The organism is Acinetobacter sp. YH12126 (assembly GCF_013418745.1).
Classification (GTDB): domain Bacteria; phylum Pseudomonadota; class Gammaproteobacteria; order Pseudomonadales; family Moraxellaceae; genus Acinetobacter; species Acinetobacter amyesii.
Window position 1 is genome coordinate 30785 of sequence record NZ_VPBM01000004.1, and the last position, 14425, is coordinate 45209.

Consider the following 14425-nt stretch of genomic DNA (forward strand, 5'->3'; position numbering starts at 1 on the left):
AAATCAGGTTAAAACTTAATAAGCTTTGTTTTCGCTACGTAATACTTCAACCAATTGATTAAAGTCTTCAGGCCATGGTGCTTCAAACATCATGTCTTCACCTGTACGTGGATGAACGAGACCCAATTTAACCGCATGTAAAGCCTGACGTTTAAAGCCACGTAAAGTGTCATCTAATAACACCGACGCGCCTGCAGGCATACGTACACGTGGTACATACACTTGATCGCCCACAAGACCATGACCGATATAAGTAAAATGCACACGAATTTGATGGGTACGACCCGTTTCTAGACGTGCTTGAACGCGGGTAAAGTTTTGGAAACGTTCTTTCACATTATAGTGAGTCACCGCATCTTTACCGCCCGGCAAGACAGCCATTTTAATGCGATCGACAGGATGACGTTTAATTGGTTCATCGACTGTACCGCCAGCAATAATGTTGCCATATACGATCAAATCGTAAATACGGTAAACCGATTTCTTCGCCAATTGTTTACTTAAAGAAAATTGGGATTCGAGGTTTTTCGCAACAACCAACAGACCTGAGGTGTCTTTATCAATACGATGCACCAAACCTGCACGGGTCAACTCTGAAGATTTTGGGTAGTGATGCAAAATTGCATTTACCAATGTCCCTGTACTGTTTCCAGCGCCTGGATGAACAACCATACCGACAGGTTTATTAATCACCATAATATCGTCATCTTCATAGACAATATTGAGTGGAATATCTTCAGGTAAGCTACGTGTTTGTGCTTCTAACTCGACGTCTAAAGTCAGTAACTCTGTTCCTTCGCATTTGTACTTTGGTTTCACAGTGTTACCATTGACCAACAAATGGCCCTCTTTGAGCCACTGTTTTAGCTTTTCACGAGAAAAATCAGTCCAAACCAGTGCTGAAACCTGATCAATACGTTGTCCTAAATAGCTTTCATCCAATTGAAATTGCAACGATAAACGTGTTGCAGTTGAGTCTGAAGTATGGTTATCTGCATCCTCAGAATCTTCAAGTAAATTGAAATCAGTTTCAGGGAAATTAGAATTGGAAGATTGTGCTTGACTCATTTGCTCATTCAGACAAAAGTGGTTTAATAGTTCAATTGTAGCTCATTGCCCGTATTAACAGAGGAATTTTTATGTCGCTACCAAAATATAAAATGACAATGCTTGCTCTAACAATAGGCATTGCATCGGCAATGGTAGGCTGTAGCAGTAATCCAAAGAAAGAAATGGTCGACACAGGTCCACAATCAAGCGAACAGATTTATATCGAAAAAGCACAAAAAGCGCTTGAACGTAACCAATATACAGATGCAGCAAAACACCTTGAAGCTCTAGAGACCTACTACCCTACAGGTAACTATGCGCAGCAAGCACAACTTGAACTATTGTATGTAAAGTTTCAGCAAAAAGACTATGAAGGTGCGATTGCACTTGCAGACCGTTTTATTCGTATGAACCCACAGCATCCGCAAGTTGATTATGCGTACTACGTGCGTGGTGTTTCAAACATGGAGCAAAACTATAATGGTTTGCTTCGCTATACCTCTTTAAAACAATCGCATCGTGATGTGAGCTATCTCAAAGTGGCATATCAAAACTTTGTCGACTTTATTCGTCGCTATCCATCGAGTGAATATGCAGTCGATGCCGCACAACGTATGAAGTTCATCAGTCAAGAATTGGCTGAAAGCGAAATGAATGCGGCGCGTTTTAATGTGAAGCGTAAAGCATGGTTAGCTGCTGTTGAACGTTCACTTTGGGTGATCGAACATTATCCGCAAGCACCGCAAGTTCCAGAAGCTCTAGCGACTGTAGCCTATGGTTACGACAAACTTGGTGATAAAACCACGTCTCAGCAATACATTGAAGTACTTAAACTGAACTATCCAAAACTTGTGAAGTCAGACGGTACGGTCAATATGCGTGCTGCACGTAGTGAAGGCAGCTTCCTTAACCGTGCAACTTTGGGTATTTTCGGTAAAGAAGCACAGACGATGTCTGAGCAAACCTCTACAGACGTAGTTGAAACCGATGAAGAAAAACGCAGTTTAACCAATCGTTTAAGCTTTGGCTTACTCGATCGTCCAAAAGATGAAAAAACACAATCGACCGAAGCAGCTGAATAATATAGTCGCAACGAAGGTCGATTTTTCACAAAGGGCAAGTTAGAATACTTGCCCTTTTATCTTTTCAGGATCTACAGATTCGGTTAGATTAAAAGGTATACAATAGTTCGATGGACGATGCTGTACTGCATCTCCACCTGAACTTACAGCATTGCTGATTTCAACATATTTCACGAACTGCCCAAATTCAATAGATAGACAGATAAAACAGCATGGCCATTCCTCAACATACAATTGATCAAATTTTAGATCGCACCGATATTGTCGATGTGATTGGTCAATTTGTGAAATTGAAAAAGACTGGACGCACCTACTCAGGATGCTGCCCATTCCATCAGGAAAAATCGCCATCTTTCCATGTCTATCGTGATAAACAATATTTTCACTGCTTTGGTTGTCAGGCCAATGGTAATGCCATCCGTTTTTTAATGGATATTGGTAGCCGTAACTTCATCGAAGTAATGAAGGATTTATCTAGCCAAACGGGTATTGAACTACCGAAAGACAATAACGATTCCAATAAACTCAAATATAAACGCGAATCCAAACCAAAACCTGTACAAAAACCTGCAATCGAAGCAAAAGCTCTGCCGCCCAAAACAGGCGAAACACACACCGCTCCTGCTGCAGTAAATTTCGAACACGACCCATTTGCTGAGTTTCAAAATAACGAAGACGCCTTTTATGGGAGCGATCCCTTTGCTCACTTTGACCAAGTTACAAGTGGTTTTGAAGATGTGCCGCAAGACGGAAACTTATATGACTTGCTGGAAAATGTCGCACAGTTTTATGAGCAACAACTGCCGCTCAGTCCAATTGGTCAAGCTTATTTTAAACAACGGGGTCTCAGTGCAGACACCATCGCCTATTGGCGTTTAGGCTATGCCCCTGAAGATTGGCAACATCTGGAAAAAGCCTTTCCACAAGATATCGAAGGACTCAAACTTCTCGGTTTGATTCGAACCAGTGACAGTGGTCGTGACTTTGACCTACTGCGCGAGCGGGTGATTTTCCCGATTCGAGATGCGAAAGGTCGTGTGGTCGGTTTTGGTGGTCGTGCCTTGAATGATGAAATCAAACCGAAATACATCAACTCTCCAGACTCTGAAGTTTTCCATAAAAACCAGTTACTTTATGGTTTATATGAAGGCCGTAAACAAAAAGCACAAGACTGGTTAATGGTCGAAGGTTATATGGATGTGATTGCCCTACAGCAATATGGCATTCATGGCGCTGTAGCGACTTTAGGGACAGCCAGTAATACTGAACATTTAAACATTTTATTTAAGCAAAATAGCCGTATTACCATTGCATTTGATGGAGATGCCGCAGGTCAAAAAGCAGCTCGACGTACGCTCGAAATTGCCCTTCCATTACTGAATGATGGACGTGAACTAAAATTTTTTGTTTTGCCGAATGACCACGACCCAGATTCATTGATCCGCCGTGAAGGTATTGAAAATTTTCGACGGTTACTGCACACCTCACCGCTACTTTCTGAGTTTGTTTTTGCACATTTAACGCAAAATCATAATGTTGCTTCGCCTGAAGGTAAAAGCAAGGTGATGGGTGAACTCAGACAGCTCACTGAACTGTTGCCGAAAGGTGGTTCATATCGTTATTTGCTACAACAATATTTCCGTGAAAAATTAGGGTTTAGCCGAAAGTGGCAGCCTCAAGTCAATAATGATGCGTCTCTGAGCTTTAGTACAAAAATTGATGCTGAAGAATATGTGATTGCGATTTTAATCAATCATCCTTATCTCTACATTCACTTTGAGCCTTTACGCGCCTTAGTTTCACAAGACCTATTGCTTTATCATGTGTTAAATATTTTCAATGTGATTTTTGATGAATTGCCTGATGATCCAGAGTTATCCACCTATTATGTACTCGGTGCTTGTGCAGCACATCATCATGAATTACAACATATTTTAGAACATGCCAATATCAGTGACTATACGTCATCACCTGAACAAGCAGATAAACTTGCGGCAGATTTATCGACAAAATTGCAATATCAATTCTTACAACTCAAGATCAAGTCGAATAAGTTTTCTAGCCTTGCTGAAATGCGTAATTTAAAACAACGTATTTATGATATTGATAAAAAAAGATCGCTCACCCTCCTTGAAGATTAATTTTTAACTTCAAGTTCAAACTGTGAATGACCGTTATTCAATGAATAGCTTTATTTATTTCTTTGGTTTACGGCGATTTTCAGCCACATTAACTAAATTTTGTTCTAACATTTCAAAATAAGCAGGATCTTCCGCCATCGCAGCATTGCGCAGCACGATAGAGGTCGGATGCAATAATTTTTGGGTTAAACGATGCGACATTTCTTGCATAATTGTAGCCGCATCTTCACCCTTTTGTAGACGATTCAAGGCCAAAGCCAGCTCTTCTTGACGTAATGACTCCCCATGTTCACGGTATGCATGAATTGTCGAGCCAGCCAAATTCACTTTTTGCTGTGTGATTAAATCTGTCGCAAGCTGATTGACCATCACTTCGGCTTCAACTGCCGCCTGACGACGCTGAGCCAAGTTTTCTTCTATGACTGTTTGCAGATCATCTACACCATATAAATAAACGCCATCTAAACTTTCGACTTTGGCTTCAATATCACGGGGTACCGCCAAATCGACCAACAACATTTGTTTATAACGGCGTTTTTTCAATGCTGCTTTGACATCCGCAAAATAAATCACTTGATGCAAGCTTCCAGTACAACTTGAAATTACATCTGCGCGATGTAAATTGTCTGCCAAATCTGCAAAATCAATTATTTCAACTTCTACACGATGAGCAATCTCTTGGGATAAAGCTTCAGCACGGGCACGTGTACGGTTACAGATAATAATTCTACCCACACCCATTTCGGCCAAATGCTTCGCAACCAAGCTATTCATTTCACCAGCAGCAACAATCATGACCGTCAATTTTTCAGGCTGACTAAAAACCTGTAAAGCGAGCTGAGCAACGGCATAGCCCATCGACACCGCATGACTTCCTACCGCTGTTTCAGAACGCACTCGTTTTGCCGCATAAAAGGCATATTCAAAAATACGGTTTAAATTTGGGGAGACAGTTTCGGCATCTTTGGCTAAGGACAAAGCCGTTTTAACTTGACCTAAGATTTGAGGCTCACCAAGCATGAGCGAATCCAAGCCGCTAGCCACACGCATGAGGTGTGTCACCGCCTGTGCATTTTCATAACGATACACATGACTTGACAATTGCTTTACATCAATACCATTTGATTGGGCAAGCCAATTCAATACCATGTCTGCATTTTCAGACATCGCATAGACCTCAGTACGATTACATGTAGACACCACCACCATGTCATTAAGTTCAGGTGCATGGCTTTGCTGTTCAAGCAGCGCTGTTAACTTTTCAGGGTTAAATGCAATCTGTTCGCGCAGTTCTACAGAGGCGGTTTGATGGTTGACACCCAATGCAAAGAAAGACATATCAGATCATCATTTCGCTAAATTTATGCTATTGTGCATTATCGGCGTCATAAAAAGCATTACTTGGATCAAGAAAAATTGCGTCTAACAAATAGCCGACTGAACGGCCAGACAATAAAGCAGTATTCTACCACATTCTTACTTGTTGGTAGCATGGCTTCTACTGCCCCAATTCGGGCTGTGGGAGAAGTTTACCATGCAAATTCAGGATATGATGCAATTAAACAAAGTATGATTGCAGAATTTGCCTTAGCTTATAACGACATCCCAACCGCGCTTCATAATTACACCGTGCTTGCAATCAAAAGTAAATCCACCATGGTCAAACAGCGTGCTTTAAACGTTGCTATTGAGCAAAATGATTTACAAGCAGCCTTAGATATTGCTACACATTGGGTTGTGCAAGAACCTGAAGATGTACCAGCATTATTTTATTTATCACATATTGCTTTGAAAGCCCATGAATATGAGCTTGCCGCCGAAACACTTGATAAAATTTTAACCATTGACCCAAATGCAGATTTAGAACAAATTTTGGCGGGTATTTCCCCTGAATCAGAGGAAGATCGCGCTTATCTGATTCAAGCACTGACCGCTAGCAAGGAGAAAACCAACCCTTCTATTTTGGTCTTAGTCGCAGGTTTACAAGCTCAAAATGGTGCCTTTGCTGATGCCTTAGACACCATTAATTTAGCATTGAAAAAACGCCCGAAAGTGACTGGCTATATTTTAATGAAAGCCAATTTACTTATGTCGTTAGGTGATGAAGAAGAAACCTTAAAATGGTTCGAAAAATCCAGCCGTAAACACCGCAACAATATGGAAGTTCGCTTAGCAGAAGCAAAATATTTAATTAAAATCAATCAGTCAGAATTAGGTCTAAAAAAACTCGAAGATATTCTTAAAAAGTGGCCATCTGCTGAAGAACCGCTATTTATGGCAGGTTTGACCAGTATTGACTTAGAGCTTTATGAAAAAGCCGAAAAGTATTTGGTGGAGTTACGTTATTCGAGCAAATACCAAAATGAAGCGTATTACTATCTCGCAGTAAATGCTGAACGCAAACAGCATTATGAAACGGCAAAAGCCTATTATCGCCTTGTTGATGGCAGTCTTTATACAGTTTCACGGCGCAATATGATCAGCATTTTTAGCCAGCAAAATAAACTGCATGATGCACTGCGCTTTTTAACCCAAGAGCGGGTTAATTATCCTCAACATGCCAGTTTCTTATATCTTGCTCAGGCGAATATTTTAAAACGCATGAACAATAAAAAAGCAGCAGTCCGTTTGCTTGATGAAGCGGTAAGAAACTTGCCCGAAGATCCTGAGCTCATTTATGCCGAAGTTCTACTGCTCGACGCCCATCAAGATAAAGATAGACTCGACCAATTACTAAAACAATTACTTGAAATTGAACCCAATAGCCCGACCTATTTAAATGCATATGCCTATACCTTGGCGGTACAAAATAGACGCTTAGATGAAGCCCGAAAATACGTCGAACATGCCTTAGAATATGCTCCTGAGCAAGCCTCAATTTTAGATACGTTCGGTTATATTTGTTATTTGCAAAATGATTTTAGTACATCTGCATCTGTTTTGGCCAAAGCATATGAACTGAGTAATAGTTTAAAAATTGGCATTCGCTACGCACGATCAGTCTTCATGCAAGGTGATATGAATAAATTTGACTCGTTGTTACAACAACTCCAACAAAAACATCCGAATGATCCGCAATTAGAGCAACTACATTCGTTATTGTTACCCCAACCCATGAAAAAGAGTTAAAAAGACTTTATGCAAGTATCTTCAAAATTTGGGGTATCTGCCCTGACCTGCTGCGCTTTATTTTTTACCGGTTGTCAGCAATATATTAAAACACCCGATCAACCCAGCCCTGAAGAAGTCGCTGCAAATCAATTCAACTTACAAGGTAAGATTGGTGTGCGCACGCCACAACAGTCAGGAAGTGCTTTTTTTACTTGGGTTCAAGACCGCAATGAATATGATATCGAACTGAGTGGCATATTAGGTGTTGGAAAAACTCAAATCAGCGGTAAACCCGGTCAAGTTCAACTCAATAGTGCAAAAACCGGTTTGATTGAAGCAGCAACACCAGAAGAATTACTCGAGCGTGCTACCGGTTGGCAAGCTCCCATTACCCACCTCGTCGACTGGGTACAGGCGCGCCCTGCAACCACACAAGCAAAAATTCAACGCGATACTGCGCAGCGCCCACAACAGATTATTGAAGATGGTTGGACGGTTGACCTGAGTTATAATGAAACTGCAACGGTACCGAACAAGTTAATTTTAAAACAAGCACTTGAATCCGGTCAGGAAAACCGTATTACAATGGTGATTCAAAATCGTTAATTTGCCTAAAAGCTGAACTATGACTTCCATGATTCGTGTACCTTCTCCTGCAAAACTCAATTTGTTTTTGCACATTATTGGCCGACGTCCTAATGGATATCACGAATTACAAACGATTTTTCAGCTCATCGATTTATCGGATTGGATGGAATTTCATCCACGTGCAAATTCAGCTGATGAAGATTTTATTCAAATTGAGGGCTTAAACAGCGTCAATCTAGAGCAAAATTTAATTTATCGTGCTGCTCAAATACTCAAACCGTTTGCTAAAGCACTGACTGCACAAAAAATCCACATTGAAAAAAATATTCCCATGGGTGCAGGGCTCGGTGGTGGTTCATCCAATGCAGCCACCACCCTTATTGTGCTCAATCAACTATGGAAATGTGGTCTAAATACCGAACAACTTGCAGAACTCGGCTTACAACTTGGGGCAGATGTTCCCGTGTTTGTACATGGTCTAAATGCATGGGCAGAAGGCATCGGTGAACACTTAACATTCATAGATTTAGCTCAAAAACAGTACATTGTGTTAAAACCTGACTGTTTTATCAGCACTCAACTGCTTTTTTCACAAAAAACGTTGACAAGAGACTCAAAGCCCACTAAATTTTGCGGCTATCAGGAAACGCCATCTGATTTTGGAAATAACTTTGAGCCTGTGGCACGAAGCTTATATCCAGAAGTCGATGAAGCAATGCGGTACTTAGATCAGTTCGGTACAGCAAAGCTTACAGGTACAGGTGCTTGTGTATTTACTGAAGTGACTGAAAATATGAATATTGATGACATATTGAAAAATGCACCATGTAAATCTTACTTGGTTCGCAGTTTGCAAGAATCACCATTACGTCATTTTGAGGTTTGATATAGGGGCGTCGCCAAGTGGTAAGGCACCGGGTTTTGATCTCGGCATCCGTTGGTTCGAATCCAGCCGCCCCTGCCATCATTTTTCACCTGTAGATGTAATTGCTGTAAAGTATTAGGGGCGTCGCCAAGTGGTAAGGCACCGGGTTTTGATCTCGGCATCCGTTGGTTCGAATCCAGCCGCCCCTGCCATTTACTTTATTCGCTATTTCATCAATTTAGGGGCGTCGCCAAGTGGTAAGGCACCGGGTTTTGATCTCGGCATCCGTTGGTTCGAATCCAGCCGCCCCTGCCATTTACTTCAAAAAAGACAGAGCATAATTTGCAGTATCTTTGTTGTTTAAACTTGACAAAATACTGTAAAAATATTAAAGTTCTGCCGCATTAGGGGCGTCGCCAAGTGGTAAGGCACCGGGTTTTGATCTCGGCATCCGTTGGTTCGAATCCAGCCGCCCCTGCCATCTAATTCTCCAATTTGCCAACCGCCAAGGGTGCTTCATGCCCAATCTTGTCGTTTTTAGTGGATCTGCACATCCACAATTCGCCCAAAAAGTCGTTAGCCACCTTCACATCCCTCTAGGTGCTGCATCTGTAGGTCAATTTTCTGACGGTGAAATCGCTGTCGAAATTACTGAAAATGTTCGTGGTAAAGACGTATTCATCGTACAACCAACTTGTGCTCCAACTAACGATAACCTTATGGAAATCTTAGTTATGGCTGATGCTTTGCGTCGAGCAAGTGCTGGTCGTATCACTGCTGTCATTCCTTATTTTGGTTATGCTCGTCAAGACCGTCGTCCACGTTCAAGCCGTGTGCCAATTACAGCAAAAGTTGTTGCAGATATGCTCACAACTGTTGGTATTGACCGCGTTGTCATGATCGACCTTCATGCTGACCAAATCCAAGGTTTCTTCGATATTCCTGTAGACAACATCTACGGTACTCCTGCACTTTTAGCAGATCTTCGTCAACAGTCACACGACAACTTAATGGTTGTTTCTCCTGACGTTGGTGGTGTAGTACGTGCGCGTGCTGTAGCTAAGCAAATGGGTGATATCGATCTTGCGATCATCGACAAACGCCGTCAAAAAGCGAATGAATCTCAAGTAATGCACTTGATCGGTGACGTTAAAGGCCGTGACTGTGTCATCGTTGATGATATGGTGGATACAGCAGGTACATTGTGTAAAGCTGCTGACGCACTAAAAACTTTTGGTGCTCGCAAAGTTGTTGCTTACGCAACTCACCCTGTACTTTCTGGTAAAGCTTTAGAAAACTTGAAAAACTCTGTGATTGACGAATTGGTTGTAACAGACACTATTCCGCTTTCAGAAGAAGCTCAAGCTCTTGGTAAGATTCGCCAAGTTTCAGTTGCAAGTATGGTTGCTGAAACAATTCGTCGTATTAACAACGAAGAATCTATTAGCGCAATGTTCGATTCTTATCTATAATATAGTGCTAAATTTAAAAGCCCTGCCTTTTGGTGGGGCTTTCTATCACTAGACTGGTCGAAGGTCTAGTCAATTAAACTTAAATAGGAATGTCTATCATGGCAAACTTCGTATTAAATGCAGTAGCACGTGAAGAAGCAGTACAAGGGAAAGGTTCGAGCCGCCGCCTTCGTCTTCAAAATAAAGTACCAGCAATCATCTACGGTGGTGCAGCTGAACCTGTAGCAGTTACTTTGGAACTTCGCGAACTTGTTAAAGCTTTAGAAAACAACGCATTCTTTGAAGAAGTTGTTGAAATCAACATCGACGGTAAAGCTGAAAGCGTTAAAATCCAAGCTTTACAACGTCACCCAGCTAAAAACACTCCTATGCACGCTGACTTCAAACGCGCATAAGTGTTAAATGGTGTAAATGAGTGAGTAAACTTTCACTGATTGTTGGTTTGGGTAACCCAGGTTCTGAGTATGCCCAAACCCGCCATAATGCAGGCTTCTGGTTTGTAGAACGCCTTGCAGAACAATATGGCATCCAACTCAAAGCTGATCCTAAATATAAAGGCATCAGTGGTCGTGGTAATATCGAAGGTCAAGACGTTCGTCTGCTGTTACCCACAACCTTTATGAACCTCTCTGGTCAAAGTGTTGTTCCCTTCGCCAAATTCTATCAAATTGCTCCTGAAGCAATGCTTATCGCACACGATGAACTTGATATGAACCCTGGTGTCATTCGCCTGAAAACTGGCGGTGGTCATGGTGGTCATAATGGTTTACGCGATATCGTCCCGCATATTGGTCCAAATTTCCATCGTTTACGTATTGGTATTGGTCATCCTGGTTCTAAAGAACGTGTCTCAGGCCATGTCTTAGGTAAAGCACCAAGTAGTGAACAAGGCTTAATGGATGATGCTATTGCACATGCCTTATCGCGTACTAAATTGTTGGTAAGTGGTGAGATTCAGCAAGCCATGAACCAGATCAACGCTTACAAATAGAACTGACAATTCCACAAATTGTTGAACAATACTTATTGCCATCTGAATGATTTCAGAGCAAAATGCGCTTGCATTTGACTGCTCACCCAGCATTCAAGAGATTGTTCCACCATAAGATACGATCTTAGGTCTACCAAGGAGACGCTAGCCATGCTATCTCGTTTATTAAAAGCTAAAATCCACCGTTGCGTCGTTACACAAGCAGAATTACATTATGAAGGTTCTTGTGCAATTGACGGTATTCTTCTAGATTTAGCCGGTATCCGTGAATATGAAGAAATTCATATGTGGAACGTGACTAATGGTAAGCGTTTTACCACTTATGCCATTCGTGGTGAAGAAGGTTCTGGCATTATCTCTGTAAATGGCGGTGCTGCTCACCAAGCAGATATTGGCGACTTGATGATTATCGCAACTTTTGGCGATTTCACAGAAGCTGAAGCAAATGCACATAAGCCACGTTTAGTCTATGCGAACCCAAACAACACTGTGAACCACACAGCGAACTGTATTCCAGTTCAAGTTGCTTAATTCAAGCATTTAAAGATTCTAAAAAGCCCGCAAAATTTGCGGGCTTTTTTATGGCTGAACTATGCATTATTGACTGCAAAAATTCAGTATTAGACGCATATCACTACATACAACTCAACAGCTCAACTTATCTCCCCTGCTCTCGGGCCCTTCCACCATGCTTGGTTTTGTTTACAATCAAAGGGCTGTAAATGCTCTCCGACCAAACCCACCAACAAAGGCTGACCATTTTCTTGTACCTTTAGCTCTGCATATTGCGCATCGCGATAGCACGACTCCAAGCCTTCAGCAAATAAAAAGCTGCTCGCAGCGGGATATAAACCCTCAAATCTATTGTCAGGATTTTTGAGCACCAGTTTTGTGGATGAGCTTGGATACTGCGCTAACAACTCTGGGTTGAAACTGGTTCGAATCACCCTACGCTGTGCATCAAGCTGCACATAACTCACAATACTTTTTTGATCGACAAAATAGTCACGGTGTACATTTTCTTCTGTGTTCGCTTTGGCAGCCTGCCCATTGGCAGATTGCTCTTTTGATGACTGACCCCCAAAATAGAGCTGATAATTCAAGGCCATATAATCACCTTGAATCAAAGAGCGTGGATCGACAGGCTGCAGCTTTACATAAATACTCTGACTGTTTGCCAGATGCCATTCATGACGTGCAATCATCAGTACAAATAAAAGAATACTAAGTACAGCCAAACCAATAGGAAGCATTTTTTTATTGAGTATGGTCATCACACATCTCCCCTTGTTTATACTGTATCGTAGATAACATCTTGGTAATGCCAAGTAGCAAAAGGCCAGAAATCAAAATCGTTAAACTTTTCAATAAAAAACTCAGACCCAAATTGTAATACAGCATCCATAAGCTAAAAATGATCAACAAGATGCTCAAGGCTTTAACCAAAGATTGCTGATAGACCTGCGCCCATGCCAATAAAACCAATAACAAGAAAATTCCAAAATAGCCCATCGCAATCAGCACAAGGCCCAATAGCAGTAACGGCCATTTTTCGCTCCCCACCTGTTTTTGCTGATTTGCGATGTAAAGGCCAAGCCAAACCACAGGCAGCAGGTAACCGACAAACAGGTCAAGAACACCATTTTGGGTCTGTTCAAACTGTAGAACGTTATTTGACAAAGTTTGCAATACCACACCCGCCAATACGATGCATAACATCCATAACACAATGCTTTTTCGATACATCGAGTGCAACCAAGCTGTTGCACTCCCGAGCAAGAAAATCAGTAGAATATAATTCAATCCAGTCACAGCTAAGATGACATGTTCATCGCTCATAAAAAGATCGGCATCAAATAGTGTGGCCACTGCAAGGCCGTATCCTGCAATGAGTTGAATAAAAACAATAAACCAATGCATTCGACTAAACAAACAGAGCAATATAACGCCAATTTGCAACACTAAAATAAACGAAATGCTATTGGTTAAGCTCTCTGTATGAATGAAGACCGCAGATTGGCCACATACCCATAAGCAGTAAGCAAATTGGCGACTAAAGATACTTTTAGCTCGTCGAATCAACCACCAAGCCACAGCTACAAAAACTAAGCCCATGACGATCGAAAACGCCTTCCAATAGGTCAGCAATAAGCTCGATAAAATAATGCCTGCCAACCATGCCCCAATCGCTAAAGGAATAACCGCAAATTTAGTCTGTGGCAGAAATTTCATCAGTGCCCAACTGATCACCGCAAACCAAGCAAATATCAGCAAAGCAAAAACCAACAATCCTGCACTCGAGTCAGATAAAATATGTTCTGCCCATTGGAAAATCAAAATACTGAAACTCGCGGCAAGACCCGCAGTTTGTAAACTGGTTTCTAATGCACGCTGTTGTCGATAAAAATAGATAATCAGATAAATTGGAAGCAACAAGGCAAAAATTAAATATTGCCATTGATACTGATCTACCCCATTTCCACAGTATAAAAACATGCAATACATCGACATTAGTGTAATAAATGCAATAAATACTAAGCGCAGTGCAGCATAATATTTCAAACAATAGGTCACACAAATTGCCGTCAATACATTCATACAGAGTAAATACCCCCAAGAATGATCAACGATTAAATAGCTTTGTTTAAAATATAAAAATAATGCCAATTGACTGATCAAACACAGTAACGCAAAGACTCCGATATTCGGTCGATATAACCAAGGTAAAAGCAGCAAAGCCCAGACTAAAAATAACAGATAACTGTCTGCACCTGTTTGATAGACCTGTCCAATCACAGCCAAACTCAATCCGAGCAACAAAGCACTTAAAGCATCTAAACTTTGCTGAATCCAAGCATGCCTTGCAAAATATACACTCGTCACAGCACTCAGTAGCAACAGCAACATTGGAATTGCCAATTGAATGAATTTTGGCAACATCAACCAGTTTGCCGCGATCAAATACACGAAACTGGCAGCTATCAGTGCAACACCAATCACTTGCAGATACCGAATAACCTGTACATCTTGAAACAGATCTGTTGAAAACTCTTGATCTAACTGTGAACGATGCAGCTTTATATTCTGCTGCTGAGAATGCTGAGGAACGGTCATTTTTTATCATT

The 14425-nt window shown here is 41.4% G+C and carries 13 protein-coding genes and 4 tRNA genes; 13 read left to right on the forward strand and 4 right to left on the reverse strand.

From position 1 onward, the window contains the following. Positions 1-15: 15 nt before the first annotated feature. Positions 16-1068 carry a 23S rRNA pseudouridine(1911/1915/1917) synthase RluD gene (gene rluD, locus FTU62_RS02570; RefSeq protein ID WP_078192173.1) on the reverse strand — a complete coding sequence of 351 codons (1053 nt, stop codon included), beginning with the start codon at positions 1066-1068 and terminating at the stop codon, positions 16-18. 71 nt (positions 1069-1139) lie between these two features. On the opposite strand from rluD, the gene FTU62_RS02575 reads away from it, so the two are divergent. Beyond that, positions 1140-2132 carry an outer membrane protein assembly factor BamD gene (locus tag FTU62_RS02575; RefSeq protein ID WP_180101761.1) on the forward strand — a complete coding sequence of 331 codons (993 nt, stop codon included), beginning with the start codon at positions 1140-1142 and terminating at the stop codon, positions 2130-2132. A gap of 212 nt (positions 2133-2344) precedes the next feature. After that, entirely contained in the window at positions 2345-4273 is a 1929-nt protein-coding gene (locus tag FTU62_RS02580) for a DNA primase (protein ID WP_180101762.1), read from the forward strand. A gap of 54 nt (positions 4274-4327) precedes the next feature. Here FTU62_RS02580 and hemA read toward each other — a convergent pair whose 3' ends face one another. Then, positions 4328-5611, reverse strand: a complete 1284-nt coding sequence (hemA, locus tag FTU62_RS02585) for a glutamyl-tRNA reductase (RefSeq protein ID WP_180101763.1) — start codon at positions 5609-5611, stop codon at positions 4328-4330. Between the two features lie 78 nt (positions 5612-5689). Here hemA and FTU62_RS02590 point away from each other — a divergent pair, with 78 nt between their 5' ends. The 11 genes from FTU62_RS02590 to panD all read left to right on the forward strand — a co-directional run bounded on the left by FTU62_RS02590 (position 5690) and on the right by panD (position 11831). After that, positions 5690-7402, forward strand: a complete 1713-nt coding sequence (locus FTU62_RS02590) for a hypothetical protein (RefSeq protein ID WP_180101764.1) — start codon at positions 5690-5692, stop codon at positions 7400-7402. Positions 7403-7411: 9 nt separating this feature from the next. Continuing rightward, positions 7412-7990 (forward strand): lipoprotein insertase outer membrane protein LolB, encoded by a 579-nt coding sequence (lolB, locus tag FTU62_RS02595; RefSeq protein ID WP_180083771.1) that lies wholly within the window; start codon positions 7412-7414, stop codon positions 7988-7990. Positions 7991-8018: 28 nt separating this feature from the next. Next, positions 8019-8858: a 4-(cytidine 5'-diphospho)-2-C-methyl-D-erythritol kinase gene (ispE, locus tag FTU62_RS02600; RefSeq protein WP_180101853.1), complete on the forward strand. Its 840-nt coding sequence runs from the start codon at positions 8019-8021 to the stop codon at positions 8856-8858. A gap of 3 nt (positions 8859-8861) precedes the next feature. Then, a tRNA-Gln gene (locus tag FTU62_RS02605) sits at positions 8862-8936 on the forward strand. 38 nt (positions 8937-8974) lie between these two features. After that, a tRNA-Gln gene (locus tag FTU62_RS02610) sits at positions 8975-9049 on the forward strand. A 28-nt stretch (positions 9050-9077) separates the two neighbouring features. Beyond that, positions 9078-9152: transfer RNA gene (locus FTU62_RS02615), tRNA-Gln, on the forward strand. 91 nt (positions 9153-9243) lie between these two features. Beyond that, positions 9244-9318: transfer RNA gene (locus FTU62_RS02620), tRNA-Gln, on the forward strand. A gap of 37 nt (positions 9319-9355) precedes the next feature. Next, the gene (locus FTU62_RS02625) at positions 9356-10309 is read left to right on the forward strand and encodes a ribose-phosphate pyrophosphokinase (protein WP_078191360.1); all 954 of its coding nucleotides are present in this window, start codon (positions 9356-9358) and stop codon (positions 10307-10309) included. 98 nt (positions 10310-10407) lie between these two features. Further along, positions 10408-10704 (forward strand): 50S ribosomal protein L25, encoded by a 297-nt coding sequence (gene rplY, locus FTU62_RS02630; RefSeq protein WP_078192179.1) that lies wholly within the window; start codon positions 10408-10410, stop codon positions 10702-10704. Between the two features lie 20 nt (positions 10705-10724). Continuing rightward, entirely contained in the window at positions 10725-11300 is a 576-nt protein-coding gene (pth, locus tag FTU62_RS02635) for an aminoacyl-tRNA hydrolase (RefSeq protein WP_168378106.1), read from the forward strand. Positions 11301-11450: 150 nt separating this feature from the next. Beyond that, a complete protein-coding gene (gene panD, locus FTU62_RS02640) occupies positions 11451-11831 on the forward strand; it encodes an aspartate 1-decarboxylase (protein ID WP_078192181.1) in 381 nt (126 codons plus the stop codon). Between the two features lie 122 nt (positions 11832-11953). Here the strand turns inward: panD and FTU62_RS02645 are convergent, their stop codons facing one another. Both FTU62_RS02645 and FTU62_RS02650 read right to left on the reverse strand, forming a co-directional pair. Next, positions 11954-12574, reverse strand: a complete 621-nt coding sequence (locus tag FTU62_RS02645) for a GDYXXLXY domain-containing protein (RefSeq protein ID WP_180101765.1) — start codon at positions 12572-12574, stop codon at positions 11954-11956. Then, positions 12558-14414: a DUF2157 domain-containing protein gene (locus FTU62_RS02650; RefSeq protein WP_180101766.1), complete on the reverse strand. Its 1857-nt coding sequence runs from the start codon at positions 14412-14414 to the stop codon at positions 12558-12560. Before FTU62_RS02650 ends, FTU62_RS02645 begins: the two co-directional genes overlap by 17 nt. Positions 14415-14425: the final 11 nt, after the last annotated feature.

Bases quoted from the DNA above. Each gene is read 5' to 3' on its own strand.
- ispE (WP_180101853.1), top strand. From the start codon at position 8,019: ATGATTCGTGTACCTTCTCCTGCAAAACTCAATTTGTTTTTGCACATT.
- lolB (WP_180083771.1), top strand. From the start codon at position 7,412: ATGCAAGTATCTTCAAAATTTGGGGTATCTGCCCTGACCTGCTGCGCT.
- hemA (WP_180101763.1), bottom strand. From the start codon at position 5,611: ATGTCTTTCTTTGCATTGGGTGTCAACCATCAAACCGCCTCTGTAGAA.
- FTU62_RS02580 (WP_180101762.1), top strand. From the start codon at position 2,345: ATGGCCATTCCTCAACATACAATTGATCAAATTTTAGATCGCACCGAT.
- rluD (WP_078192173.1), bottom strand. From the start codon at position 1,068: ATGAGTCAAGCACAATCTTCCAATTCTAATTTCCCTGAAACTGATTTC.
- FTU62_RS02645 (WP_180101765.1), bottom strand. From the start codon at position 12,574: ATGACCATACTCAATAAAAAAATGCTTCCTATTGGTTTGGCTGTACTT.
- FTU62_RS02625 (WP_078191360.1), top strand. From the start codon at position 9,356: ATGCCCAATCTTGTCGTTTTTAGTGGATCTGCACATCCACAATTCGCC.
- rplY (WP_078192179.1), top strand. From the start codon at position 10,408: ATGGCAAACTTCGTATTAAATGCAGTAGCACGTGAAGAAGCAGTACAA.
- panD (WP_078192181.1), top strand. From the start codon at position 11,451: ATGCTATCTCGTTTATTAAAAGCTAAAATCCACCGTTGCGTCGTTACA.
- FTU62_RS02575 (WP_180101761.1), top strand. From the start codon at position 1,140: ATGTCGCTACCAAAATATAAAATGACAATGCTTGCTCTAACAATAGGC.
- FTU62_RS02650 (WP_180101766.1), bottom strand. From the start codon at position 14,414: ATGACCGTTCCTCAGCATTCTCAGCAGCAGAATATAAAGCTGCATCGT.